The sequence below is a fragment of the Thermostichus lividus PCC 6715 genome (genome assembly GCF_002754935.1).
Taxonomy (GTDB): domain Bacteria; phylum Cyanobacteriota; class Cyanobacteriia; order Thermosynechococcales; family Thermosynechococcaceae; genus Thermosynechococcus; species Thermosynechococcus lividus.
This window is the reverse complement of sequence record NZ_CP018092.1, coordinates 506071-532886: the sequence shown is the minus strand read 5'-3', so window position 1 is coordinate 532886 and position 26816 is coordinate 506071. Positions and strand designations below refer to the sequence as shown.

The following is a 26816-nucleotide window of genomic DNA, read 5'->3' as shown; positions in this document are numbered from 1 at the left end:
CTGTTTTGCCACCTAGGATAGTTCAATGAGTGATGTTAGCCTCTCCCCCGAAAAGCGTAAAGCCCTTGACCTTGCTGTAACCCAAATCGAGCGCACTTTTGGCAAAGGCAGCATTATGCGCCTTGGGGATGCCACGCGCATGAGAGTGGAAACCACCTCCTCCGGTGCCCTCACCCTTGACTTGGCCTTGGGGGCGGCTTGCCCAAAGGACGGGTGATTGAAATCTATGGCCCAGAAAGCTCCGGTAAAACCACCCTTGCTCTACACGCCGTTGCAGAAGTGCAAAAGTTAGGTGGCGTGGCGGCCTTTGTCGATGCAGAGCATGCCCTTGACCCCACCTATGCCGCTGCCCTTGGCGTTGATATTGAAAACCTGCTGGTGGCTCAACCAGATACTGGGGAAGCGGGTCTAGAAATTGTGGATCAACTGGTGCGTTCTACCGCTGTTGATGTGGTGGTGGTAGACTCAGTGGCGGCGCTTGTGCCCCGTGCCGAAATTGAAGGGGATATGGGAGATAGCCACGTTGGCCTGCAGGCACGGTTAATGAGCCAAGCCCTGCGCAAAATTACCGGTAACATCGCGAGAACCGGTTGTACAGTGATCTTTTTGAACCAACTGCGGCAGAAAATTGGTGTCACCTACGGGAACCCGGAGACCACCACGGGAGGCACCGCGCTCAAGTTTTATGCATCGGTGCGCTTAGATATTCGCCGTGTGCAAACCCTGAAAAAGGGGACGGAGGAGTTTGGGATTCGCGCCAAAGTCAAGGTGGCGAAAAATAAAGTTGCCCCCCCATTCCGGATTGCTGAGTTTGACATTATTTTTGGTAAGGGTATTTCTAATCTAGGCTGCATTTTAGATATGGCGGAAGAAACGGGAATTATTACCCGCAAGGGGGCATGGTACTCCTACAACGGGGAAAACCTTGCCCAAGGCCGCGACAATACCATTAAATACATGGAAGAGAACCCCGCCTTTGCCCAAGAGGTGGGGCAACTGGTACGCCAAAAACTAGATCAAGGGGTGGCTGTTTCTGCCAATACGGTGGTGCATCCCCACGAAGAGCTACCGGAGGAATGAGAAAAAAGAGACCCCACACCATACGCATAGGTAAGAGGGCGGGGTCAAAGACGCAGTTAGGAGGTATCTTGCTTCCTTACCATAAGGGCATCTGCTGCAAAGGAATGGGGTTTTCACCAATTCTTTAGATTTGACGCGATTGACTGTTACAAAACACTGAAAACTGTTGTCAAAGCTACAATTCTCTCGCGTCATCCATTTGCCCATCGGTTGGATGTGCCAGTGGCACTCTACCCTATAGGTGGCTAGCCGTGTATGCACCTGTTCGGCTGCAAAATAGGCAGTATCATAGGAAGGCGAGATTTGGGCAGCATTGAGCATCCATAGATGATCCTTGGCGATGAGCAGCGGGATATTTTGATTATTGGTGGCGGCACAATGGGGTTAGCGATCGCCATCGAGCTAGCACTGCGCGGTGTACGTCCTACCGTTCTGAGTCGCCAATTTCGCGAGGCGGCGCTCCATGCTGCGGCAGGGATGTTAGCGCCCCAAGCGGAAGGGCTACCTGCGGGGGCAATGTGGAACCTCTGTACCGCGAGTTGCAAACTCTATCCCGCATGGATTGACAAGCTAGAGCAACTGACTGGGATGGATGCGGGCTATTGGGCCTGCGGCATCTTGGCTCCTGTGACGGATCTGCAACGGCGCGATCGCCACCACCCTATGGAACCCGATAGTTGCTGGCTAGAGGCAAGGGAATTGGCGCAGAAGCAACCGGGGTTTGCCGACACCGTCTTAGGGGCATGGTGGTTCCCTCAGGATGGCCAAGTCAATACCCGCAATCTTGCTAAGGTGCTGTTGAGTGCCGCCCGCATTCTTGGTGTCGAAATCATTGAAGGGGTACAGGTTCAGCACTGGCATCAGAATCGCCAAGGGGAGATTACAGCCCTACAGAGCGATCGCGGGCGTTGGTTGGCCGGTGCCTACGTGCTGGCCACCGGGGCATGGAGTCAGGCACTGCTGCCAATCCCTGTGACCCCTCGCAAAGGACAAATGCTGGCGCTGCACCCCCCGCCGCCCCGTTCCTCAACCATGTTATTTTTGCAGATCAGTTATACCTTGTGCCCCGCCGCTCCGGCAAAATTGTGGTGGGAGCCACCAGTGAAGATGTTGGGTTTCAGGATGGGAATACCGTGGCAGGATTACAAACCCTCCTGAACCGTGCTACCGCTGTCATGCCAACTCTGGTTGACTATGAAGTGATTGATACATGGTGGGGCTACCGACCCGCCACGCCAGATGAACTGCCTATTTTAGGGCAAGGGCCTGCAACCAATCTTTACCTTGCCACAGGGCACTATCGCAACGGCGTACTCTTGGCTCCCATCACGGCAAAACTGCTGGCTAATTTAGTGTTGCACCAAACCAGCGATCGCCACCTCAAGGCTTTTTCATGGCAGCGATTTGCCCCTAACCACGATAGCGGTATTGCCCCGTCACAGCCCCCCGGCGATGGAAATTCTTGAGCGATCGCCCCAACGCTTGATATTGCGCAACCGCCCTTGGGAGGGATGACTGGCAGGGGTGTTACTCGTGTTGGTGGCTCAGTTCCCGTTTGGTTGACCGCCACATACGAACTGCTTTGCCGTCACGATCACATGCCCATCGCCGCGATTCAAAATATCGATATTGCCCAAGAATGGCGCTCTAGCCGTGGACGGCGCAACCGAGTGTTTCAGGTGCAACTGCAAACCACGGGGGGAACAGTACGCTTTGGAGAGTTTGAGGGTGGTGCAGCACAGCATCAGCAAATAGCCACTCAAGCGGTTATTCGAGCCTTCCGGGATAATACCTAATACCTAGTTCACTAGCAAAATCCTGCCCCCTCATCCCTCAATCCCTTCTCCTACTCATCTAGAGTATAGGCTTGCAGGTATTCGAGGGGCTGGGCTTTGAGGAGGCGCTCTGCACGGCGAATCTCGCTGTCACTCCCTTGAATGAGCACTAGATACTTCCCCTGTTGTAACCGCGTTTCAAAGGGGGTTCCCGATCGCCCGGCAATGACCACTTTGAGTCCGCCGCCAACAGTTAAACTGCCCAAAGCTCCGGCAACTGCCCCAAAAAGTCCCCCAATTAAACTATTATCTAGGCGGTTCAAGCTGGGCAGAATGTCAATTTGGGTGGCTTGGTTAAAGGTAAACCCCGCAAAGAACCCAAAGGGCACCAGCCAAAGGAGCATTCGCTGCATTTGCTGACGCGCCGTCGCAAAGGGATCTTCGACTCCCGCCTCTGACCATTGTTTATAACCCCGCCCCAATAGTTTTACCTTGGCCATCGGAAAGCCATCGGTTTCTAAGCGGGTATAAATAGCTTCTGCACCAAGGCGATCGCCCACCGTTGCAACTAATACAGTCTTCATCGATTTACGCCACTAAATACAGCGAATACTAAAGTCACAGCTAGCTACGATAGAGGAAATATCCTTCGACAATGACCGATGCCCCCCCTATTTTCCCACTTTCGCCGCTATTTTGCTGATCTGGGTCTTGTCTTGATGGCCAGTACCGTTGCCAGCATGGTTGTGGTGGGCGTGCGCAGCGTAGGGGGGCTACAGCCATTGGAACTAGCGGCCTACGACCGGCTCATGCAGCTACGCCCCTTTAGGGGGCCAGATCCGCGCCTACTGGTGGTGGCCATCACCGAAGCAGATATTCAACGCTACCGCGCCCTTTCCTTGCCGGATCAAGTCTATGCGGAACTGCTGCAAAAGCTCTTGCAGCACAACCCGCGTGCCATTGGCTTAGATATTTATCGTGACTTTCCCGTAGAACCCGGTCATCAAGCGCTCAATCGCGTGTGGCAAAGCTCCGATCGCCTGTTTGGGGTGACAAAGGTGGGGGATGATACCCATCCGACGATTCAGCCGCCACCAGCGCTCAGTGCGGATCAAGTGGGGTTTAATGATGTCACGGTTGATGCGGGGGGAATTGTCCGCCGCAATCTTTTGTTTTTAGCGGATGATCAGGGCAATCCTCTTTACTCCTTTTCGCTGCGTTTAGCCCTGCGCTATCTTGCGGACGAGGGAATTGAGCCGCGCGGTAGTGATGCTGACCCCAATGTGATGCAATTGGGGCAGACGGTGTTTACGCCGCTACAGCCGAATGACGGCGGCTATGTCGGTGCCGATACCGCAGGCTATCAGGTGATGCTCAACTATCGCGGGGATAATCGTGCGGTGGCATGGGTTCCCCTTGGGGATGTGTTGGCAGGGCGGGTTGCGCCAGCGTTAATTCGCGATCGCGTGGTGCTGGTGGGCAATATTGCCGAGAGTGGCAAGGACTTCTTTTACACCCCCTTTAGCTCCAGCTTGCGGGATGATCAGCGGATGGCGGGGGTGTTTATCCACGCCCAAATGGTGGGGCAATTCATTGATGCTGGGCAGGGGCAGCGGTCGATGATCTGGTTCTGGCCAGATTCGCTGGAAGTCCTGTGGATGGTGTTCTGGTCTCTGGTGGGGGCAATCTTGGCATGGCGGGTGCGACATCCCTTGGGGTTGGCGATCGCCGTTGGCCTGAGTCTGACGATTTTGCTAGTCAGCTGCTATGGTCTGTTCCTAAAGTTGGGCTGGGTTCCCCTCGTGCCACCCACCTTAACGCTGCTGCTCTCGGGCGGAACAGTGGTGACCTACACTGCGCAACAAGCGCAACGGCAACGGCAGATGGTGATGCGACTGCTGGGGCAAAGTATGTCGCCCGAAATTGCTGCCGCCATGTGGGAACGCCGCGATGAGCTGCTTAAGGACGGAAAATTACCCGGTCAACGGCTCATTGCCACCCTACTGTTTACCGACTTGAAGGGCTTCAGCACCATTTCTGAGGGGATGGAACCTGAGGAACTCTTTGATTGGCTCAACGCCTACCTCGAAAAAGTGGCGGATGTGGTTCAAAGTTACCATGGCGTGATTAACAAGTTTACTGGAGATGGCATCATGGCGGTGTTTGGGGTGCCCTTTCCCCGGACAACGCGCGAAGGCATTGCTGCCGATGCTCGCAATGCGGTAGATTGTGCCCTTGCCTTAGGGCGACTACTAGAGCAACTGAATCAAGGGTGGGCAGCGCAGGGGTTACCCCAAGTCATGATGCGGGCGGGGATTTACACCGGCCCGATTGTTGTGGGTAGTTTGGGCAGTAAAAACCGCCTAGAGTACGGTGTCATTGGCGATAGCGTTAACACAGCCTCCCGCCTTGAAAGTGTAGATAAACATCGGCAGATGAGTCCCTGCCGGATTTTGGTTGCCCAAGAGACCCTTGACTATTTAGGCGATCGCTACGACACGGAAGCGTGGGGGCCTCTTGAACTCAAGGGCAAAGAGCGCAAAATTCAGGTATTTCGGGTACTGGGGGTACGTAAAAGCGGCAGCTTACCGAAAAGGGGAGAGTTTGAGAGGAGATTGCAAAGCCCCTGCGATTCATCCACGGGGATGTAGCCATCTCTTCTGACGTCCGTTGCAGCGATGCGCGGAAACGGACACTCAATCTATCGGACAAAACCGACCATCGTTGCATACACCCGTACTCCTGATTATGGCAAATTGACTTCTCTCCTCCTTGAAAGAGAGGGGATTCCCAAAGGATGCTACGCAACGGGCTGAAGCCGCGTTGCTTTGCTTTTCCCTTGAGCTGTCACCCACAACTTAATGCGGGTGGGGGCAGTCAAAGACCCCCTACTCACCTCAAGCATTTCTGCTATTGGGACTACGTTTATGTTTCGGTTCGTGGTTTCGCGCTTTTCAACACTAGCCAATTCGATACGCTCAACATCCTGCCATTGCTTGCAGTGGTTTAGGCTTGCCGCCAAAGCGGTAGTGACTTACTTGCCGGGATTTCTCCGTACTAGGATGTTTCTTCGCGTAGTTGATACGCCTACTTTCCACGTCTCTAGTTTAACACATAGAGAGGGCTAAAGCCCCCTGAGTTGGCTGTATCCCCTCGCTAAAGCGGAGGGGTTTTAGCCCGCCCACATCACTCCTATAAAGAAGGCCTGTCTTTCCCTTGAGATATGATTTGGACATAGAACCACGCCACGTCTTTCACAGGGAACAGGTTAACTTTCCCGGCCGAAATGCTGATGTTGAAATGATTCCGCAGCAATTAATTCTCCGTAATTTTTTAAGTTATCGTCAGGCAATGCTCCCCTTTCGGGGGTTACACCTTGCCTGTATTTGTGGTGCCAATGGGGCGGGCAAATCCTCTTTATTAGAGGCCATCGCTTGGGCACTGTGGGGGCAAAGTCGCGCCAGCCGTGAGGATGATGTCATCTACTACGGTGAAGTTGAAGCCTACGTTGATTTTGAGTTTACGGTGCAAGGCCAAGGCTATCGCGTTGTGCGGGTTCGCCGCCGTCAACAGGGTACTGTCTTGGAGCTTCAGGTACAAACAGCGGCAGGCTACAGTTCCCTGACCCAGCGATCGCTGCGAGCCACCCAAGAGAAAATTATTCAAATTCTGCGCCTTGACTATCCAACCTTTGTTAACTCTGCCTATCTGCGTCAAGGCCGTGCTGATGAATTTATGGCGAAGCGTCCCAGTGAGCGCAAGCAACTATTGGCTGCGCTGTTGGGCTTAGAGCAATACGAGCCATTAGCAGAGGCTGCCCGCGATCGCGCCCGGGAGTACAAAGCACAAATCACCCTGCTTGAACAACGCCTGAGCGCTGAGGCCACTCAATTGGCGGCGCAGGCTCACCTTCAGGTGCAACACCAACACTTAACAGCGCGCATTGCCCAGCAGCGGCAGCACTTGCATCAGCAGCAGCGGGTTCTGCAAGAGCAGCAGGCCGCCTACCATGCCCAACAACTCCGGCAGCAGGAGTACCATAATCTTGTGCAGCAGCAGCATACCCTTGCCACCACCATTGAGCACCTCGAACAACAGTGCAATGCCTTAATCCAGCAACGGCAGGCGATCGCCAACTTACTGGAGCGAGCAGCGGAACTTGAGGTAGCGGCGTGCCAATGGCAGAATCTCACAGCGCAAGAGAGTGCTCTACAACAGCGCTTTAGTGACTACCAACGGCTGCGCCACGAGCGCGATCGCCAGCAGGCAATTTTAGAGGCGCAGCGTCAGGACTTACTGCAGAGGCTGCACAAAGTGGATACCCAAATTCACCTGATCCAAGAACAGAGCCAGCACCTAGCCACCCTCATCGCCAAGGAGCCGGACATCCTCAGTGCCCTAGAGCAGCTCCAGCAGGCTCGTGCCCAGCTACAGGAACTAGAGGAACTGCAACAACAGGTCTTCCCCCTTCTGCGCGCCAAGCATCAGCTTGAGACCCAGCGGCAACAGCACTATGAGCATCTCAGGAGCCGCCGTGAGGAACTCCAGCAGCGATGGCACCACCTACAGGCGCAATTAAATCGCCAACCCGAGCTTGAGCAGGCGGTGTCGGTGATTACGGCGCAAATTGAGACCCTTGAAAAGAAACGCATCTATCAGGAGCACCTGCGGCAAAAGGGGCTTGAACGCCGTCAGTTTATGGAGCAATTGCAAGCACGCCAACGGGACTACGAGCGCCAAATTGGTCACCTTGATGAGTCCCTCGACCGTCTTGGCCAACCGGGAGCCGTCTGTCCGCTCTGTCAGCAACCCCTTGACGAGGAGCACTATCAGCAGGTGCTACGCCGCAATACCGCCGAAAAAGAAGACCTGCTCAATCAAGTGTGGGTTATTCGTGAGCAGCTAGCGGTCTCCGAGCGGGAAATTCAAGTCTTGCGCCGCGAGTATCTGGCGGTGGGGTATGAAGTCTCAGAACTCACGCAGTTATTTGAGCAGCGGGGGTACCTCCAACAGCAGATACAGTCCACCACTGATCTTGGCTCGCAACTCACTGCCCTAGCCACGGAACTGGAGGAACTCGATGCGCTCCTGCAAACAAAGACATGGGGGCAGGAGAGCCTAAGGGAACTAGAGGAGATTGAGGCGCACTTGGCCAGCCTGAACTACGACGAGAAAAATGTGGCGATCGCCCGCGCGCAGGTGGAACAATGGCGCTGGGCTGACGCTAAACAGCAGGAACTGCGTCACGCCAAACGGCAGTATCGTCAACTTCAGCAGCAACTCCCTCCCCTAGAAGCTCAGCAGCAACAGCTACAGCAAGAGTTGGCAACCCTTCTGCACGACTCAGAGGCGGCGATCGCCCTGCGCGCCCTCGATGAGCAACTTGCCGCCCTCGCCTATGATCCCAAGGCGCATGCTGAGCTACAAGCCGCCTTAAGGACATTGCAACCCCAGCTAGAGGCCTATCAGGAACTACAGCGGGGGCGATCGCGACTGCCCGAACTCGACCAAAAACAACAGGAACTAGAGCAAACCCTTGCCCTGCAAAGAGCCCAACGAGACAGTATTCAGCACCAACTGCAACAGCTAGCGCAATCCTGCACCGCCATGGCTGCCCAAGCCGCCACCCTTGAGCACCTCCAACAGCAGCTTACCCAGCAGCAGCACCACTTGGAAGCGGATTTGGCCGCTCACGGTAAACTAACAGCTGAGCTAGAACAACTGACGCGGCTGGCCAAGGAACACCAGCAGGGTCAGCAGCACCTTGAGCAACTGCGCCACCACTTCCGTGTGTACAGTGAACTGGCTCAGGGCATGGGGAAAAATGGCATTCCAGCCATGCTCATTGAAACGGTGCTGCCCCACCTTGAGGCGGAAACCAATGCCATCTTGGGGCGGCTCAGCAACCACCAGCTGCATATCCAGTTTATTACTCAGCGCAGTCGTCAGCGGGGCAGTGGTGACCGTAAACCCATTGAAACCCTTGATATTCTGATCGCCGACTGCCAAGGCACCCGCCCCTACGAAAGCTATTCCGGCGGTGAAGCGTTTCGGATCAACTTTGCCCTACGACTGGCCTTAGCACGCCTGTTAGCACAACGCTCCGGTAGTGATGTCCAGTTTTTAATTATTGATGAGGGCTTCGGCACCCAAGATGCCCAAGGCTGCGAACGCCTCATTGCTGCCCTCAACGCGATCGCCCCTGAGTTTCAGTGTATTTTGGCCATTACCCACGTGCCCGCCCTCAAGGAAGCCTTTCAAACCCGCATTGAAGTGACCAAAGGCGATCAAGGATCTCAGATCAGCGTTATTGCCTAGGCATCCCGGATGGCAAAGCGGCAGCAGCAAAGACCCCTAGCAGATACAATGCCGATACAATAAAAGGCATAAAATACCGGTGCTCCTGCTGCCATGACGCGATCGCACCCTGTCGCTGCCACACCTGACCTCCTCCACGACCTGCAAGCGGTGCTTGATGACCTAAATAACTATCAACATGACCTCACCTACGAGGCAGCAAAAACGGCCTTAGAACAACTGCTGGCGGATTGTAGCGCCACTGCCGGTGAAACCTCACCCCTTGCCGGAGCGATCGCCCAGTTAGAAGATATGCTGGACAAACTCCACTACGGTGTGGTGCACATTGCTGTCTTTGGCTTGGTGGGGCGCGGTAAATCATCGCTTCTCAATGCCCTGCTGGGAGAGCCGGTCTTTGCTACAGGCCCCATCCACGGCGTGACCCGACAGCAGGCAGCAGCACTGTGGCAGGTGTCTGACCCTGAAGGACACAGGCGATCGCCCATTCGCCTCATTGACACCCCCGGGCTGGATGAGGTCAACGGTGCCGAACGGGAAGCGCTAGCTCGGCAGGTGGCACAACAGGCGGATTTGATCCTCTTTGTGGTGGCCGGAGACCTGACGCGGCTGGAGTACGAGAGCCTCAGTCAATTGCGCGCCGCCAGTAAGCCCATGCTGTTGGTGTTTAACAAGGTGGATCAGTATCCAGAGGTTGATCGCCAAGCTATCTATGCCAAACTTCGCGATGAGCGAGTTAAAGCACTCCTCTCACCTGAGGAAATTGTAATGGTGGCGGCGGCGCCCCTAGTGCCCCACGTGCAGCAGGATGCCCAAGGCCGGGTGCAGGTGACCATGACGGTGGGCGCACCCCAGATTGAGCCTCTGAAAGTGAAAATTTTGGAGGTGTTGGCGCGCGAAGGTAAGGCGCTGATTGCCCTAAACTCGATGCTATTTGCCAACCAAGTCAGTCAGGAGTTAGCACACTATAAACTCACACTGCGGGAGCAGGAGGCTAACCAACTCATTTGGAAAGGGGCAGTGGCCAAGTCCTTGGCGATCGCCCTCAATCCGGTGACGGTGCTAGATATGGTCAGCAGTGCCGTCATTGACGTAACAACCATTCAACTGCTCTCACGCCTCTACGACATTGAGATGACAGAGGCGGGTGCCAAAGACCTGCTGCAAACCATTGCGTTGGCCATGGGCGGCATTAGTTTGGGGGATTTTGCGGCCAACCTTGGCCTCAGTGCTCTTAAGGGGACATTGGGGCTAGCGGCGCCCGTCAGCGGTGGGCTTGCCCTAGGGCCTTACCTTGCGGTGGCCATCACTCAAGCCAGTATTGCCGGGGTCTCATCCTATACGATGGGGCAAGTGGCGAAAACCTATTTTGCCAATGGCGCTGGTTGGGGAGGGGCAGGGCCGAAAACCGTCGTCCAGAAAATTTTAGGCCAACTCGATCAACGGCATCTCCTGAGCCGTCTCAAAAGCGAAATTCAGAGCCAACTGCGCCCGCCAGCTAGGGAAGAAGCTTTTTGACCGTTGCAATGAGTTGAGCGGGGTCAAAGGGCTTGGTAATGTAGGCATCGACCCCTTGCTTTTTTCCCCAGTGAATATCAAAGTCTTCGCTTTTCGTCGTGCACATAATCACTGGCACATTCTGCGAGGCTGGCTCCCCCTTCACCCAACGGCACAGTTCATAACCATTCATGCGGGGCATGACCACGTCGAGAATGATGAGATCCGGGCATTGCGCTTTGATTTTTTCTTGAGCTTCTAGGCCGTCCTCAGCTTCAATAACCTCGTAGCGTTGTTCCTTCATAATTTCGACAATCATTGCCCGGAGGGTAGGACTGTCATCAACAACCATGACTGTGGCCATAAAAGTTCTGCCTGATACCGCTAAGAAACGATACTGTGATTATGGATGAGGTGGAGCGTACATTATAATATTGCCCATGGTATAGCCTATCATTTCTTACCCTGTTTGCAAAAATTGGCGGCAGACACTACCGGTGACCCAAGAGGTCACGAAACAGATCCCCTAGGGCGTGGCTAAACTCAGCAACGGTGCGAGGGGGCTGGCGCTGGCGGCGCCACGAGGGAGGGAGGCTCAACCAGAGGTTTAAGAGGGTGGGGATGCCAAGGCATTGGCTGCTAGCCTGCGTCTGCCATTGATCAAAGACCACATCGGAGCAATCGCTGACAACAACGTGGCCGTCGGCAAGAATAATAATCCAATCGGCCCAGCAGTAGGCAAAGTCAAGGTCGTGGGTTGCAATCACGATGGTGGTGCCAGCGGCATGGATGCGATCCAGCACCGCCCTAAGGTGCTCCGTTTGGGTGTGATCTAAATAGGTCGTTGGTTCGTCAAGGAGGAGCAGGGGGGGGGCTAAGGCCATCACCCCCGCCAGTGCGACGCGGCGCTTTTGTCCCAAGCTCAGGTGGTGCAGCGGACAATCAGCTAACTCCAGTAGCTCAAATTCCCGCAGGGTTTGCTCAAGGCGGGCTTCAATTTCAGGGGTGGGTAGGTCTAAATTGCACAAACCGTAGGAAATATCCTCCGCCACGGTGGCGGCCACCAATTGTTGCTCTGGGTCTTGAAACCCTAGCCCCACTCGCTGCCGCCATTGCCGCAATGCTGCGGGTTGATGCACGAGTCGCTGTCCTTGCCAGTACACCTCACCGCGATCGCAGCGGTAGAGTCCTGCCGCCACGTAAAAGAGGGTGGATTTGCCAGAGCCATTCAGACCCAGTAGGGCGGTTTTCCGACCAGCACCAAGCGCCACCGAGCAGTCTTGCAACACCGGTGTTAGGGTGTTGGGGTAGCGAAACCAAACGTGGCGAAACTCCAGCAGCGGTACAGACATAGTCTCAACCAAGGATACGATTGACTAGCAGCAGCAGGCCACCGCCAAGTCCTGCTTCCACAGCATACCGCTGGGAGTATGCGTAGGGCGGCGATCGCCACACCCGAAACTGTCCCGTAAACCCGCGACTCAGGAGTGCAAGGTTTGTGCCTTGGTAGCGCTGTAAGGACTGCCGAAACAGTTGTGCTGCCAACAGGCTGAGGCTATAGAGCCAGCGCGATCGCCGTTGATACCCCCCCGTGCCCGCTGTGCGAGCTGGAGGCTGACGGCTGTGTCCAGCAGAATAAAAATATAGCGATACATGAGCATCAAAATATCCAGCAGAAAGGAGGGGACTGAGCGCCGCTCAAGTACCCCTAGCAGTTCTGGAAAGGGGGTCGTGAAAAGGATAAAGACCAAACAGCTACTGGCCACCAAGGTGCGCAGCCCCACCCCAAGGGCTTGAGTGACCTGTGCCTGCGGAATAAAGACCGACCATCCACCAACACTGAGGCGCCCCAGCAGTGGCTCTGTTGTTGTCGTCACTAAGCTTGTGGGTGCCACCTGCACTAACAGGCTGGGCAGGCTCAACACCCAAAATAGGGCGATCGCCCCGAGCACCGCAGCATAAACCCGCCACGGGATGCGAGCATAGCCAACAACCCAGACACTGAGCCAGAGCCACAACAGCCCTTGACTGAGAGGATGGGCAAAAAACGTAAACAGGAGCAGGGCGATCGCAAAAAGGAGCTTCTGCTCGGGCGGTATGTGCCGTAGCCCATTCCGGTAGGCGTAGGAGTCAAGGTGATGGTGCATGCAGCACGCTACCGTTACTTCTCCCGGCGAATTTGAAGACGTTTTTGGCGGTGGCGCTCGGTGTATTGCCCCACCACAAAGCCAATCACCCCCGCCCCCAGACTGGCTTGCAGGGCAAAGAATAGTGACTCAACCTCCGCACTCTGGGGTTCAAACACCGGCGTAGCCCAAGGGGTATAATCGGGTGCAATGTCGGTAATGAGGTCTTCCGCTTGGGCGTCGGCACCTTCAAACTCGGCGTTAACAAACAGCAGCGGTGCTGCCCCAAGGAGCACAACGGCACCAAGCAGCAGCCAAACCTGCTTCGCTTTCGAGTTAACCATGGTGACCACGCTCCTGTAACAGATTAAGGGTGCGTAATTCTGCTGCGCAGTAAGTGGTGAGCCAGTTCCAGACTAAAACCGTCAATAGCCCCTCACTAATGGCAAGGGGAATTTGGGTGATGGCAAACACGGCGGCAAATTTGCCAAATGCGGCTGCCACCCCGCCAACACTATCGGGAAAGGCTAGGGCTAACTGCCACGCGGTGAGGGCATAGGTAATGACATTAGCCGCAAACGCAGCAGTAAACAGGGCGATCGCCGGCTTTCCGGTCAGACGCAAGATGCCGTTATAGCAGCCCCATGCCACCCATGGCCCGACCACTGCCATGGAAAAGCCATTGGCACCCAAGGTGGTCAAGCCACCGTGGGCAATGAGCAACGCCTGAAACAGTAAGACCAAGGTGGCCAACACCGTCATGATGGGTGGCCGAAAAAGAACCGTTCCTAGGGCAATTCCCGTCGGGTGGGACGAGCTACCGGTGACCGAGGGAAGTTTTAACGACGATAAAACAAATGCATAGGCACCCGCCAATGCGAGTAGTAGGGTGGACTCGGGCTGTGTCTTCACCTGTTGCCGCAGTGACCAGAGTCCCCATCCCAAAAATGGCAAGAACCCTAACCACCAGCCCAGCGCCCAGCCAACGGGTAAAAACCCTTCACTGATGTGCATTGCCACTGCCGCCCTCGGGCTGGCAATCACCATATACATCACCAGCAGGGCGATCGCCCCCAGCAGAGGGAGCCGCTTCCATTGCCTGACTTTCATTCATCTGTACCTCGCAGATATGCAACAATCCTCGGCGGGCATCCTGACTCAGAGCGGCCAAAAACCGTCATCACAGTTGCGGGACAGCGCCGGACTTGCACCGGACTTTCCCCCTTGCGTTCTGTGGCTGCTCCCCACAGAAACCGATTAGCGCTATTATAGGTCAGGACTGCTCGGTTACCCTTGGAAGCGTTTGCGCCTCAATGCAGGATGTCAACCCAATCGCGGCCAATGCGCACCGTTACATCCGACGAAATCACCCCAGTTGAGTTGGCCGACACCCGCCCAACCCCCAATACAGAGCGCACCATTTGAGCTGCACCCAAATCTCCTTGCTGCGCCAAGACTTCGGTTGCGGCGGCTTCTTGGTGCCAGTCATCGCTAATGATGACATTGCTGTAGCCATGATGGTATAGAAAGTCCGCCATATCTTGAGCCGCATCGGGACTTCCCGAGGCATTTTGTAACCCGATGCGTACCGAACCACTTTCACTCCAAGTGGGGCTGGCTGACACTGAGCGCGATCGCGCTGCAAAGTAAGTCTCAACGATGCGATCGATCCCGTCGTAGTCAAGGAGCCAGTAGCTGGCATCGTACCCATCACCACTAAAGCGCCCGGGCAACAGAATCATGCGCAGATTCTCAGGATCCGTGCGCAGGCTAAATTGGGCGATCGCCATCAGTTCGCCAAAGGTCAAATCGGTATCTACGTGTTTCTGGAGAACCTCGTGGAGTTGGGGGAGCCGCGTCAACATGACTGGATTCGCTAGTTTCGTTTGCAGCGCCTTGATCAACATTTGCTGGCGTTGTGCCCGGCCAATGTCACCGAGGTCATCGTAGCGAAACCGTACAAAGCCCTCAGCCTGCTCACCGTTGAGGGTTTGTAATCCAGGGTAGAGATCAATGTAGAGTTTTTGGGTGTGATCACTGTAATACATCCGCTTGGGAACATTGACCTCTACGCCCCCCACCAAATCCACAAGGGCACGAAACGCTCCCGGGCCAATGCGAATGTAGCGATCAACCGGAGTGTAGTTCAGGGTTTGACTCACCACCTTGGCAACTAGGGGACATCACCATAGACATTGGCCGCATTGATTTTATCAACCCCATAGCCCGGAATGTCAACGCGACTGTCCCGAGGAATACTCAACACTGTGATGGTGTTGTCATCAGGGTTAAACCGCGCCAGCAAAATAGTATCGGTGCGGCCACGGAAACTTTCTGGCGAGCCTTCCGGTGCCCCCAAAACCTTGTCAACCCCTAGCACCAATAAATTGATAGGCCGACTCATCTTCCCTTGCAAGCTGCGAGCCATCACCTCAAAAAAAGAGGTCTTCGCATCGCCCCCCTGCTCTGCTTGAAAAGGCGACAGTAAGACAACACTCATTCCCGCAAAGGCCGAAATTAAAGACACTGTACCAAAGGCCGCTATCCAACCCAACACTCGCCATGGCGATCGCCGCGATCGCGCCTTAGTGTGCAGCGCCACTGCCTTTGCCCCTCGAGCCGCCGGAGCCGGATTCACTCGCTTGACCTGTTTAACGCCTCGTGCCACAACGTTAACTCCCACAACCTGCGACAGTCCCTAGGACTGGTGGACTCAATTGATGTTTCTAGTGTACGGGATGGATCACAAATCCAGTATTTATACTTAGGTACTTAAGTAGTCCGCAAAAAGGAATGGGTTCCGCAAGTTAGCCCCGCAGCCGCCCTGATTTCTGAGGACAACTCCCAAGTAACGGAGAGCGATCGCCATCGTTTAGTTCGTTATTATGCTGCCGCCTAATCAGTTTTGAAGACCACTAAAACTAGGCGTAAAACGGTAACGCGATCGCCCCGCTGGTACCCCCTGCCACTATCTGCCACGATTATAGGAGTGATGTGGGCGGGCTAAAACCCCTCCGCTTTAGCGAGGGGATACAGCCAACTCAGGGGGCTTTAGCCCCTAGTAAGGTCAATTACTCTTGCCCTGAGCTTCAATGTAGCGCTGAATTGTTTCGCTGCTAACATTGCCAGCCGTTGAGACAAAGTAACTGGATGTCCACATGGACGGCAGTTTCATTAATGGATTAGGGAATTCCTGTCTGAGGAACTGTGCAGTTCGCCCCTTAATTCGATGCACTGCGGCTTTTCTGGTAGTCCATAGTTCACCTGTTTGTCTATCTGTGCTACGCTGTAGACAATTGTTGCATAAACTCACCATGTTTGGATGTCAGCAAGTTTTGCTCAACCCCAATAACGAACTTAAGGGGGTGATGGAATTTGTCTGCTCTGAGGCAAACAAGCTAACCAATCAGGGCATCTACTATGCTCGTCAACTGCACTTTAAGACCGGGCAGTGGATTGGCAAGCATAGCCTGAGTTACGAATACAAGACCAGTAAGCACTTCCAAGCTCTTTACTCCCAAGCTGCACAGCAAACCTTGATTTCGGTCTACGAGTCGTTTAAGTCCTACCGAGCATTGTTGAAACTGTGGCGAGGTGGAGAACTGGCAGAGAAACCCAGGATGCCAAATTACCGCAAGAAGGGAGGGTTGGCAGTAGTCAGCTATCCCAAACAAGCGCTGAAGTTGGTTGATGGGATGATCCGGGTTCCGCTGGGGCAGTTAGTGAAAGTGTGGTTTCAGATTGATTCGTTCACTGTCCCCATGCCCTCCAATCTCAAATTTGAGGACATCAAGGAACTGCGGATTCTGCCGCGCAATGGGTGTTTCTACGCTGAGTTTGTCTATCGTCTGAACCCCGTTCAGATTGATGTAGACCCGATGCGGGTGCTGGGCATCGATTCGGGATTAAACAACTGGCTCACCTGCGTCAGCAATGTGGGAACCAGCTTCATTGTGGATGGACTGCACCTGAAATCATTGAACCGCTGGTACAACAAGCAAATTGCCAAGCTGAAAGAAGGTAAGCCTCAAGGCTTTTGGTCAAAGCGACTGGCACAACTCACTGAGAAGCGCAATCGGCAGATACGTGATGCAGTGAACAAAGCGGCTAGGATTGTGATTGACCATTGCACCCGTAACCGGATTGGTCGGATTGTATTTGGCTGGAACCAGCAGCAAAAGGACGGTTCCAACCTAGGCAAGAAGACCAATCAGAAGTTTGTGCAGATCCCAACTGCGAGACTGAAAGAGCGGATTGCTCAATTAGCGGAGCAGTACGGGATAGAGTTTGTTGAAACTGAGGAGTCGTATACCTCTCAAGCATCGTTTGTGGATGGTGACTTTTTGCCGACATTCGGTGAAAAACCTGATAGCTGGAAGTCATCGGGGAAGCGGACGAAGCGAGGCTTGTTCAGGACTGCTCAGAATTGGTACATCAACGCGGATTGTAATGGCGCTGCCAACATCCTGCGTAAAGTAGCGACGATGCTTGGATTGAGTCTGAGCGGAGTTGGTAGGGGGTCTTTGACTGCCCCCACCCGTATTAAGTTGTGGGTGACAGCTCAAGGGAAAAGCGAAGCAACGCGGCTTCAGCCCGTTGCGTAGCATCCTTTGGGAATCCCCTCTCTTTCAAGGAGGAGAGAAGTCAAGTATCGGACAATCCGCTAAGATTTGTATTAGTAGAGAGACGCATCTAGGCGTTGATGGGATTTTAAGGATTGTTACATTGACTCAGCCCGCTACTTCCCCCCTTGCCACCCCCCCAGCCGAGGAGCAGGATCTGCAACGACAACTCATTGTCATCCTTGACTTTGGCTCTCAATACTCGGAACTCATTGCGCGGCGGATTCGGGAAACCCACGTTTACTCTGAGGTCATCTCCTATCGCACCAGTGCGGATCAGCTGGCACAGCTTGCCCCGAAGGGGATTATCCTTTCTGGGGGGCCAAACTCGGTTTACGATGACCACGCGCCGCAGTGTGACCCCGCTATTTGGGAGCTAGGGATTCCCATTTTGGGGGTGTGCTACGGGATGCAGTTGATGGTGCAGCAGTTGGGAGGCACTGTCGAGCGAGCAACGGCGGGCGAGTACGGTAAAGCAGCATTAAGCATCGATGACCCCACCGATCTGCTGACTAATGTTGAGCAAGACACCATCATGTGGATGAGCCACGGCGATAGTGTCTCTAAATTGCCGCCGGGCTTCCGCCGGTTGGCCCACACCCAGAATACTCCCATGGCGGCGATCGCCCACCCAGAGCGCAAGCTTTACGGGGTGCAGTTTCATCCTGAGGTGGTGCATTCCATCGGGGGCATTGCCCTAATTCGCAACTTTGTCTATCACATCTGCGACTGCGAACCCACCTGGACCACCGCAGCATTTGTGGAAGAAGCGATCCGTGAAGTGCGCGCTAAAGTAGGCGACAAACGGGTGTTGCTGGCACTCTCCGGCGGTGTTGATTCCTCTACCTTGGCCTTTTTGTTGCACCGTGCCATTGGTGATCAACTCACCTGTATGTTTATTGACCAAGGCTTCATGCGCAAAGGGGAACCGGAGCGGCTCCTAAAACTCTTTCAGGAGCAGTTTCATATCAAGGTAGAGTACGTGAATGCCCGCGATCGCTTCTTGGCACAGCTACGGGGTGTCACCGACCCCGAGGAAAAGCGCAAACGCATTGGCCATGAGTTTATCCGCGTCTTTGAAGAAGAATCCCGACGCCTAGGTCCCTTTGATTACTTGGCTCAAGGAACGCTTTACCCCGATGTTATTGAGTCTGCCAACACCAATATTGATCCCCAAACTGGCGAGCGGGTAGCCGTTAAAATTAAGAGTCATCATAATGTCGGTGGCCTGCCCGAAAATCTGCGATTTAAGCTGGTGGAGCCGTTGCGCAAACTCTTCAAAGACGAAGTGCGCCAAGTGGGTCGCTCCCTAGGCTTACCGGACGAAATTGTGCGGCGACATCCCTTCCCAGGGCCTGGCCTCGCCATTCGCATTCTGGGAGAAGTCACGCCGGAACGCTTGGACATTTTGCGGGATGCTGACCTGATCGTGCGCCAAGAAGTGAACCGCGCCCAGATGTACCATGACTTTTGGCAAGCCTTTGCCGTGCTCTTGCCCATTCGCACCGTTGGCGTGATGGGAGATCAGCGCACCTATGCCTACCCGATTGTGCTGCGGTTTGTCTCCAGCGAAGATGGCATGACCGCCGATTGGGCGCGCACCCCCTACGATCTACTAGAGCGCATTTCTAACCGCATTGTTAACGAAGTACCGGGGGTCAATCGCGTTGTTTACGACATTACATCAAAGCCACCGGGCACTATTGAATGGGAATAATGCCCCTGAACATTGCCAGAGTAGAGGGCGATCGGTTTAACTGGGAAAGATGGTGGTGTGAGTAACGTTCCATGAGTCGTAAATGGACACTGGCGATCGGCCTTGGTACAGCTTTCTTAGTGCCCGTTGCCGCCGTGGCACAGCCAAATGCGCCACAATGGCAGATTGAAGCGGCTCCTAGCACCAGTCCGACCTTTGAGGTTGCGCCTACCCCAGCCACCGTCCCTCAATGGCAGACTACCCCTCCGCCTGCGACAGAGCGGACATGGCAGCAGCCAACTCCTGAAGAGCTAGCCCAACCTATCTTGCCCCCCGTTGCCGAGGAACCCACACCAGCCCTAGTCGTTGTCGAAGAGCCTGCCTTCCGGATTCCTCCCTTGATGCGCCCCCCCACGCGGCTCTTTAACTTAGAAACCGCCAATATTCTCTTGGAGCAGACGGCAGAACTGCGGGGTGGGATTCGAAATTACGATCCAAAGGTTGCTGGGGGCGGCGGTGGTCTGCAAACCTTTTTTGGCTCCATAGACTATGCGTTTAATGACCGCTTACAACTGAGTATTAGCGGCAATTATTTTGATGACCCCCTAGGCCGCCTTGTCAATGGACTACAACCCGATGTCCAGTTCGGCGCCATTGCTGGCGGACTCAAGTATCAGGTTTATCGCAATGACACTGTGGCCGTTGCCCTTGCTGGCTCTGTTGAAGCAGTGCGAGTGCGGTCTGACAATTTCCTCTTTGTCCCTGGGGCAGACGTTGTGAGCACATGGACGGTGGCAGCCTCCCTCCAAGCCCCGATCACCTATACCCTTAACCCTCAATTGCAGTGGCACTTTACCCCCAATCTCACCTATTTTCCCGACACAATTAACAACGGTGCTGACTTCTACGGTACGAATTTCAACTTCGGGACGGGGCTGAGTTGGCAACCCCATCCCCGCTTTAACCTCTTTGCTGACCTGAATATGCCGGTGGGGCCGGGGGGGAATGCCGTGCGCAGTAGTAACGGTGCCATTGTTAACTTGCCGGTGTGGAGCGCGGGGTTCCGCATCTTGGTTAACCCGTCGGTTAGTCTTGATCTTGCGGCCACCAATGCTTTTGGCATAACGCCAGCAACCCGCACCTTGGCCTTTTTACCAGGGGCAGATCAAGTGGGGGTGATGGCAGGGTTGAGCTACACCCCTAATATTGGGCCTGATTTTGCCCCCCCCTTCCTTGCGAGTTTTCGTCGTGGGCCACGGCAGCCGCTGAGCGATCGCGATCGCCAACTGATTCTAGATGGCATTACCCTTACCTCCGCGAGCACCCTCGATCCCGGGATGTTCCGCTTCAAAGGGAATACAGGCACCGTGGGCACAGGCGTTAACGTTGGGTTTGGGTTAGCCTACGATGCCCAGTTTGCCGTGGCGATTGAGCAATTTGAACGCGGTGAAACCCTCATTGAAAACCTCAATTACAGCGGCAACCTGCAACTGGGGTTGGCCGCCAAGCTACGGTTTCTCGACCAAACCCAAGGGGATCCCTTTTCCTTGGCCTTTCAAGGTTCCTTTAACCGAGGCATTGCCCAAGGCGGTGGCAGCAGCCGCTCCATCGGTGGCTTAGAGCTAGCCTTTATGTTTCAGCCCACTGAACCCGTTGCCCTGTACTTCAACCCAAAGTTGGGGCTTTTTAACCCCAATCAGCAGTTAGTCGCAGGGATCGGGATGGGGGTCAATGTAGAAGTTGTCCGCAACGTCCAGCTGATTGCCGAGGCGACCCCTGTGTTTGGCGAAACTGGTGTATTTAGTGCTGGGTTGCGCTACGTGATCCCGCAGTGGGGGTTAGGCATTGATCTCTACGGCAGTAATGCGGCGGGAACGAGTATCCCCAGTGGCGGTTTAGTGGGGCAAGGCTCGCCCGGCGTGGGGGTCAACCTGCATTGGTTATTTGGAGGTTCAAGTCGGCGCAATGATCAAGAATGACATCTGGATTCGCACAATGGCAGCTCAGGGGATGATCCAGCCCTTTGAGGGTCAACTGGTGCGGCGGCTGGCCGATCAGCCGGTGATTAGCTTTGGCTTGTCGTCCTACGGGTACGATATTCGCCTCAGCCCCAAGGAATTCCGTATTTTCCGCCATGTCCCCGGTACGGTCGTTGACCCAAAGAACTTTAATCCTGCCAACCTAGAGTCAGCCCCATTACACAGCGACAACAGCGGTCAATTTTTTATTCTGCCGGCTCACTCCTACGGGTTAGGGGTTGCCCTAGAGCGGTTGCAGGTGCCTGAAAATGTAACGGTGCTCTGCATTGGCAAAAGCTCCTATGCCCGGGCAGGGATTATTGCCAACCTCACCCCCGCTGAAGCCGCTTGGCGAGGTCACTTAACGCTGGAATTCTCTAACTCCTCAAGTGCCGATTGCCGCATCTATGCCAATGAGGGGGTAGTACAGCTGCTGTTTTTTGAAGGTGAACCCTGCGATGTTAGCTATGAAACCCGGCAGGGCAAGTATCAAGATCAGCCGGAGGCGGTGACGTTGGCGCGAGTTTAACTGATAAGTAGGAGACCATAACGCTGAACGCTGTTAGCCGCCACGTCCAAAACGCGCTTCGGGATGGTACTGCCCGTCTGCTGCTAAAACGCTTGGGGGAAGCCCTGATTACACTGTTGCTGGCCTCTGCCCTTAGCTTCGCCATTATGCAGTTAGCCCCTGGGAATTATCTAGATAACCTCAAAGCGGATCCGCAAATTTCCCTAGAGCGGTTGCAGGAGCTAGAGCGGCAGTTTGGGCTAGATAAATCGCCAGTGGAGCAATACGTGCGTTGGCTGTGGCAAATTATTCGCTATGGTAATTTTGGCACGAGCTTTGTCTATCAGCGATCGGTGGCCTCTCTGTTGTGGGAGCGGCTCCCGGCAACGCTGCTGCTGTCGTTGAGTTCCATTGTGCTAACGTGGGGGGTGGCGATTCCCTTGGGAATTTGGGCCGCCGTCAACCAAGACCGCTGGAGCGATCGCCTCTTGCGGATTCTCAGCTACCTTGGCCAAGGCTTTCCCAGCTTTATTACGGCGCTGTTGCTGCTCTTTTTAGCCCAGAGTACACCGCTGTTTCCGGTGGGGGGCATGACTAGCCTCTACTACGATGACCTGCCGTGGGTGGCTAAGGTGCTCGATATTGGCTGGCACTTAATCTTACCCACCCTAGCGTTGACCTTGACGAGCTTTGCTGGGTTGCAGCGGTTGATGCGGGGGAATTTGCTGGATGTGCTGCGGCAAAACTATATTCAAACGGCTCGCGCCAAGGGCTTACCGGAGTCACGGGTGATTTACGTCCATGCCCTCCGCAATGCCATTAACCCCCTGATTACGCTCCTAGGGTTTGAGTTTGCTAGCTTGTTGAGCGGTGCCTTTATTGCCGAGTTTTTCTTTAACTGGCCGGGGTTGGGGCGCTTAATTTTACAGGCGGTGACCGCTCAGGACATTTACGTGGTGATGGCTAGCCTAATGATGGGGGCACTGATGCTGATTATCGGCAACGTGTTGGCGGATCTGTTGCTGAGGTGGGCAGATCCGCGCATTACAGATTAGTACACATTAGCGCTGGGTCAACCGTGGTAAAGCAGCAGCTTATCGCTACCCTTGGCGATCCTTGGCTGGTGTCGGTAACAAAATTGTAAATTTTGTACCTTGCCCTACCTCACTCTCAACCTGAATTTGACCCCGATGCGCCTGAACAATGGATTGGGCGATCGCCAACCCAAGCCCCGTTCCCGGTAATGCTGTGCCCTGCAAACGATAGAACCGATCAAACAAGCGGGGTAACTCACTCGCCGGAATGCCTCTGCCATTGTCAGCAATCACAACACGGTAATACTTCCCCTGTTGATCTAGGGTGATGTGAATGGTACCGCCCTCAAGGGTATATTGCACCGCATTGTTCACAATATTTGTCAGCAACCGACTGAGATGATCTGGATTTCCCCAAACGAAGTACGCTTGCTGGTCTGGCACGGTTACGGGGGGATCCGCAATATTAAGGCACAGTTCCATCGCTTTTTGCTGCATTAATGGCTCTTGTTCCTCCACAACGGCTAAGAGCAATGCATCGAGGTGGCACGGCTGCGGGTTCAAGGGCACCATGCCGCTCTCCTGTCGGGCTAAAAACAAAAGATCATCCACCAAGCGGCTAAGGCGGCGGCTGAGGCGTTCAATCACCTGTAATTGTTGCTGCTGCGTTGCTGGATCAGCGGTGGCTAGGGCTACTTGCACATTGGTTTGGATCAGTGCCACGGGATTACGCAGTTCATGGGACGCATCTGCTGTAAACTGCTTGAGGTAGGCGTAGGATTCCTGCAGCGGGGCGATCGCCAAGCGGGCAAGAAACCAGCCACTAATACTGACAAGAATTAATGCTACCGTAGCTCCCAAAAGCAAATCCCACAGCAGCGCTTGACTGGGTTGAGTAACCTCAAACCATGGGTGGCTGACGCGCAAATATCCCAAGAGGCGATCGCCCACAACCAACGCCACGGTCATTTGCCGCAACCAGCGATCGCCCCCCATCGGAACTGTTTCTGGGGTGCGGCTCAAATGCAAGGGTAGGTTCAGCGGTTCCGCAAACGTACTCCACGCTAACTGCCGATTTGGGTCAAACCCCTCTAAATCAATGTGGTCATCTTCAAGGGCTGCGCTTGTTAGGGGATCACTTCCCAAACTTTTTTGCCAATCAATGACCTCTGCGGTGCCCGTCTCAATCACCAACGCCCGGCTGACCACCTCTACCACATGGCTGAGCGTATCATCAACCCGTTCGATAAGGGTGCCGCGCACATAGAGGAAGAAGCCCGTTGCAAAAACTAATAGCAAGAGTGCCGTCACACCAACGTACCAAAGGGCAAGACGGCATTGAATCGCTCGAAACATAATCCCTAACTCTAGGGTAACGGTAACCAGTCTCCACTAGACACAGAGGCAGCCCAATAGAGCTTAGCCATTCCTCAGGGTGGCCAAGTTGAGTTGTGCCCACACCGCTTGCAGCATCGGTTCCACACCTTGGCGGGTGGCGGCAGAAATAGCAAAGACCGGCTGGCAAATATGGGTGGCGAGTGCCTGCTGCGTTTCATTGCTCGCCTCAGGGTCAAGGGCATCAATTTTATTGAGCACCACAATTTGCGGACGCTCGCCTAAACCATGGCCGTAGGCCACCAGTTCAGCGCGGATGGTGTCATAGGCGGCAATGACATCCGTTGCTGTCGCATCAATAAGGTGCAGTAAGAGTCGAGTGCGCTCGATGTGGCGCAAGAACTCATGCCCTAGACCGGTTCCTTGGTGAGCACCCGCAATCAGGCCAGGAATATCGGCAAAGACGGTGCCATCGCCATTGGGCTGCCGCACAACCCCCAAATTGGGGACAAGGGTCGTAAACGGATAATCGGCAATTTTTGGCCGAGCTGCTGAGAGCACGGAAATCAGTGTGGATTTGCCGGCGTTGGGCAGGCCAATAATTCCCACCTCAGCTAGCAGCTTGAGTTCTAGGCGCAGGTGTCGCTCTTCGCCCTCTAGCCCCGGTAAGGCATAGTCCGGTGCCCGCTGTTGATTGCTGAGGAAGTGTTTATTTCCCAGCCCTCCTTTGCCGCCTTTGGCAACCTGTAGGGTTTGCTCTGGGGTGGTTAAATCTCCTAACAGTTCTTCTGTGTCAGCATCCCACACCATGGTGCCACAGGGTACTTCAATGATGAGATCGGCGCCAGAAGCACCCGTACGATTACTCGGACCACCCCGCTGACCCGCTTCGGCTTTGAACGTGTGGGCATAGCGAAAGTCTAGGAGTGTTTGCAGATGAGGCACGGCTTTGAGGATGACGGAACCGCCGTTGCCGCCATTGCCGCCCGCCGGCCCGCCCGCCGGCACATACTTCTCGCGACGAAAGGCAACAATGCCATCGCCCCCCTTCCCCCCTTTGACATGAATTTCCGCAAGATCAATAAATTGCATCCCTAGCGCAGATACGTTTGAGCGCAGCATTTCCATTGTATCGCTGCCTTGGCTATGCGGCGGGAGCATTCGTTGCTACGATCGCCGACGAACGAGTGACTCGAGGCTAGCCTACCGCGTGGAAAAACCCCAACGATCCCTTGCCCACATTGCCACGATTGTTGCCATTGCCACCCTCCTGAGTAAGCTGGCCGGTCTGGTGCGACAGCAGGCGATCGCCGCCGAGTTTGGTGTGGGGGCAGCCGTGGATGCCTATAGCTACGCCTACGTGATTCCGGGGTTTCTGTTTGTGCTCCTAGGCGGAATTAACGGCCCCTTTCACAGTTCCATTATTAGCGTGGTGCTCAAGCAACCACCGGAAAAGGCGGCTCCCTTAGTGGAAACCATTACCACCGTTGTGGGGGGGCTGCTGCTACTGCTGACCGCACTGCTAATGCTTTTTGCGGAGCCACTGGTGCACCTCATTGCCCCCGGTGCCAGTCCCGACATTCAGGCTCTAGCGGCAGAACAGTTCCGGATCATGGCTCCCTTGGCGGTACTTTCGGGGTTGATTGGCATCGGCTTTGGCACCCTCAACGCTGCGGATCAGTACTGGCTGCCCTCTATTAGCCCCCTGTTGTCGAGCTTGACCGTAATTATCGGCATTTGGTTTTTTGCGGATACGTTTGGGCCGGCGGTCTTGGCGTGGGGCACGCTAGCAGGGGGCATATTGCAGTGGCTGGTGCAAATTCCGGCACAGTGGCAGGCGGGAATGGGTACCCTGCGGCTACGGTTTGATCTGAATCGCCCGGAGGTGCGTGAACTCATCCGGCTGATGGGACCTGCCACCCTCTCGTCGGGGATGTTATTGATCAGTGTCTATATCAGCCTCTTTTTTGCCTCTCAGTTACCCGTAGGGGCGGCCTCTGCCCTGAGCTATGCCCAACTGCTGTTTTTAACTCCCTTGGGGATTCTCTCCAACGTCATCCTTGTGCCCTACATGCCGATTTTTTCGCGGCTGGCACGCCCAGATCAGTGGTCTGACCTCAAAGAGCGTATTCGTCAGAGCTTAGTGCTGACCGCTTTGAGTATGATGCCCCTCGGTGCCATTATGGCGGCCTTGGCATTGCCAGCGGTACGGGTGGTTTATGAACGCCGCGCCTTTGATTTCGCTGCCTCTCAGTTGGTGGCAGCGCTGTTGCTAGTGTATGCCATCGGTATGTTCTTTTACTTGGCACGGGATGTGATTGTGCGGGTGTTCTATGCTCTTGAGGATGGCCGTACTCCACTTTACGTGACGCTGTGGGGATTGGCCTTTAATGCTCTGTTTTGTTTTTTCTTTACCAATGCTTTTGGGGCGATCGGGCTAGCGATGGCTACTGTGGGGGTAAATACCGTCTCGCTGATTGCCTTAGTCTGGATTTTGCAACGCCGCCTAGGGGGGTTGCCGTGGCGGCAGCTTGTCCCGCCTCTGCTGGGGGTGGCATTGGCCAGTGGCCTCGGTGGTCTTACGGCATGGGGCACTCTTCACGGTTTGGAATGGCTGTGGGGGCGCGAAGGGGTGGTGATCCAGTTGCTGCAGTTGGCGATCGCCGGCAGTATGGGTCTTGGCATATTTAGCATTGCCATTGCACCCTTGAGGCTGCCAGAGCTGGATTTCTTTTTGGCCAAGATACGGAAAGTGCTGCCCAAGCACAAGCCCTAGCAGCCAGCACTGTAATGTTCTGAGTAGCCGCAGG

The 26816-nt window shown here is 54.8% G+C and carries 20 protein-coding genes, 3 pseudogenes and 1 riboswitch; of the genes and pseudogenes, 12 read left to right on the top strand and 11 right to left on the bottom strand.

The features are described 5' to 3' along the window. Window positions 1–25: 25 nt before the first annotated feature. The 3 genes and pseudogenes from recA to BRW62_RS02650 all read left to right on the top strand — a co-directional run bounded on the left by recA (window position 26) and on the right by BRW62_RS02650 (window position 2876). Window positions 26–1080, top strand: a pseudogene (gene recA / locus BRW62_RS02660) (recombinase RecA). Window positions 1081–1407: 327 nt separating this feature from the next. Next, window positions 1408–2546, top strand: a pseudogene (thiO, locus tag BRW62_RS02655) (glycine oxidase ThiO). Window positions 2547–2678: 132 nt separating this feature from the next. Then, window positions 2679–2876 carry a hypothetical protein gene (locus tag BRW62_RS02650; protein WP_099798167.1) on the top strand — a complete coding sequence of 66 codons (198 nt, stop codon included), beginning with the start codon at window positions 2679–2681 and terminating at the stop codon, window positions 2874–2876. A gap of 50 nt (window positions 2877–2926) precedes the next feature. Here BRW62_RS02650 and BRW62_RS02645 read toward each other — a convergent pair whose 3' ends face one another. Then, entirely contained in the window at window positions 2927–3439 is a 513-nt protein-coding gene (locus BRW62_RS02645; protein ID WP_099798166.1) for a hypothetical protein, read from the bottom strand. Between the two features lie 78 nt (window positions 3440–3517). Here BRW62_RS02645 and BRW62_RS02640 point away from each other — a divergent pair, with 78 nt between their 5' ends. The 3 genes from BRW62_RS02640 (at window position 3518) to BRW62_RS02630 (ending at window position 10688) form a co-directional block, all read left to right on the top strand. Then, window positions 3518–5506 (top strand): CHASE2 domain-containing protein, encoded by a 1989-nt coding sequence (locus BRW62_RS02640; protein WP_099798165.1) that lies wholly within the window; start codon window positions 3518–3520, stop codon window positions 5504–5506. 649 nt (window positions 5507–6155) lie between these two features. Next, window positions 6156–9173 carry an AAA family ATPase gene (locus tag BRW62_RS02635; protein ID WP_099799804.1) on the top strand — a complete coding sequence of 1006 codons (3018 nt, stop codon included), beginning with the start codon at window positions 6156–6158 and terminating at the stop codon, window positions 9171–9173. Window positions 9174–9266: 93 nt separating this feature from the next. Continuing rightward, on the top strand, window positions 9267–10688 hold the full coding sequence (locus tag BRW62_RS02630; protein ID WP_099798164.1) for a DUF697 domain-containing protein: 1422 nt from the start codon (window positions 9267–9269) through the stop codon (window positions 10686–10688). Here BRW62_RS02630 and BRW62_RS02625 read toward each other — a convergent pair. The 8 genes and pseudogenes from BRW62_RS02625 to BRW62_RS02595 form a co-directional block, all read right to left on the bottom strand. Beyond that, entirely contained in the window at window positions 10669–11031 is a 363-nt protein-coding gene (locus BRW62_RS02625; RefSeq protein ID WP_099798163.1) for a response regulator transcription factor, read from the bottom strand. The genes BRW62_RS02630 and BRW62_RS02625 overlap by 20 nt on opposite strands. Before the next feature lie 127 nt (window positions 11032–11158). Then, complete coding sequence (locus BRW62_RS02620) at window positions 11159–12019, bottom strand: energy-coupling factor ABC transporter ATP-binding protein (protein WP_099798162.1); 861 nt, start codon at window positions 12017–12019, stop codon at window positions 11159–11161. 129 nt (window positions 12020–12148) lie between these two features. Continuing rightward, window positions 12149–12814: a cobalt ECF transporter T component CbiQ gene (gene cbiQ, locus BRW62_RS02615; RefSeq protein WP_198406122.1), complete on the bottom strand. Its 666-nt coding sequence runs from the start codon at window positions 12812–12814 to the stop codon at window positions 12149–12151. A 14-nt stretch (window positions 12815–12828) separates the two neighbouring features. Then, the gene (locus BRW62_RS02610) at window positions 12829–13137 is read right to left on the bottom strand and encodes an energy-coupling factor ABC transporter substrate-binding protein (protein WP_099798161.1); all 309 of its coding nucleotides are present in this window, start codon (window positions 13135–13137) and stop codon (window positions 12829–12831) included. Continuing rightward, window positions 13130–13903: an energy-coupling factor ABC transporter permease gene (locus tag BRW62_RS02605; RefSeq protein ID WP_227517524.1), complete on the bottom strand. Its 774-nt coding sequence runs from the start codon at window positions 13901–13903 to the stop codon at window positions 13130–13132. The genes BRW62_RS02610 and BRW62_RS02605 overlap by 8 nt, the downstream gene beginning before the upstream one ends. A 16-nt stretch (window positions 13904–13919) precedes the next feature. Next, window positions 13920–14066: riboswitch (cobalamin riboswitch) on the bottom strand. A 37-nt stretch (window positions 14067–14103) separates the two neighbouring features. Beyond that, on the bottom strand, window positions 14104–14955 hold the full coding sequence (locus BRW62_RS14570) for an LCP family protein (protein WP_250644952.1): 852 nt from the start codon (window positions 14953–14955) through the stop codon (window positions 14104–14106). An 11-nt stretch (window positions 14956–14966) separates the two neighbouring features. Next, entirely contained in the window at window positions 14967–15476 is a 510-nt protein-coding gene (locus BRW62_RS14565) for an LCP family protein (RefSeq protein WP_250644951.1), read from the bottom strand. A 384-nt stretch (window positions 15477–15860) separates the two neighbouring features. Beyond that, window positions 15861–16022: pseudogene (locus BRW62_RS02595) on the bottom strand (IS200/IS605 family transposase); the annotation flags it as partial. Between the two features lie 85 nt (window positions 16023–16107). Here BRW62_RS02595 and BRW62_RS02590 point away from each other — a divergent pair. From BRW62_RS02590 to BRW62_RS02570, 5 genes are all read left to right on the top strand, one after another. Further along, complete coding sequence (locus BRW62_RS02590; RefSeq protein WP_099798160.1) at window positions 16108–17397, top strand: RNA-guided endonuclease InsQ/TnpB family protein; 1290 nt, start codon at window positions 16108–16110, stop codon at window positions 17395–17397. Window positions 17398–17518: 121 nt separating this feature from the next. Further along, window positions 17519–19132 carry a glutamine-hydrolyzing GMP synthase gene (gene guaA / locus BRW62_RS02585; protein WP_227517523.1) on the top strand — a complete coding sequence of 538 codons (1614 nt, stop codon included), beginning with the start codon at window positions 17519–17521 and terminating at the stop codon, window positions 19130–19132. A gap of 71 nt (window positions 19133–19203) precedes the next feature. Further along, window positions 19204–21090 (top strand): TonB-dependent receptor, encoded by a 1887-nt coding sequence (locus tag BRW62_RS02580; RefSeq protein WP_099798159.1) that lies wholly within the window; start codon window positions 19204–19206, stop codon window positions 21088–21090. Beyond that, entirely contained in the window at window positions 21077–21658 is a 582-nt protein-coding gene (dcd, locus tag BRW62_RS02575; protein WP_099798158.1) for a dCTP deaminase, read from the top strand. The genes BRW62_RS02580 and dcd overlap by 14 nt, the downstream gene beginning before the upstream one ends. Window positions 21659–21681: 23 nt before the next feature. After that, on the top strand, window positions 21682–22692 hold the full coding sequence (locus tag BRW62_RS02570; RefSeq protein WP_099798157.1) for an ABC transporter permease: 1011 nt from the start codon (window positions 21682–21684) through the stop codon (window positions 22690–22692). 45 nt (window positions 22693–22737) lie between these two features. Here the strand turns inward: BRW62_RS02570 and BRW62_RS02565 are convergent, their stop codons facing one another. Then, on the bottom strand, window positions 22738–24027 hold the full coding sequence (locus tag BRW62_RS02565) for a sensor histidine kinase (RefSeq protein ID WP_099798156.1): 1290 nt from the start codon (window positions 24025–24027) through the stop codon (window positions 22738–22740). Window positions 24028–24090: 63 nt separating this feature from the next. Further along, on the bottom strand, window positions 24091–25098 hold the full coding sequence (gene obgE / locus BRW62_RS02560) for a GTPase ObgE (protein WP_099799801.1): 1008 nt from the start codon (window positions 25096–25098) through the stop codon (window positions 24091–24093). Window positions 25099–25216: 118 nt separating this feature from the next. On the opposite strand from obgE, the gene murJ reads away from it, so the two are divergent. Beyond that, a complete protein-coding gene (murJ, locus tag BRW62_RS02555; protein ID WP_099798155.1) occupies window positions 25217–26782 on the top strand; it encodes a murein biosynthesis integral membrane protein MurJ in 1566 nt (521 codons plus the stop codon). Window positions 26783–26816 lie beyond the last annotated feature (34 nt).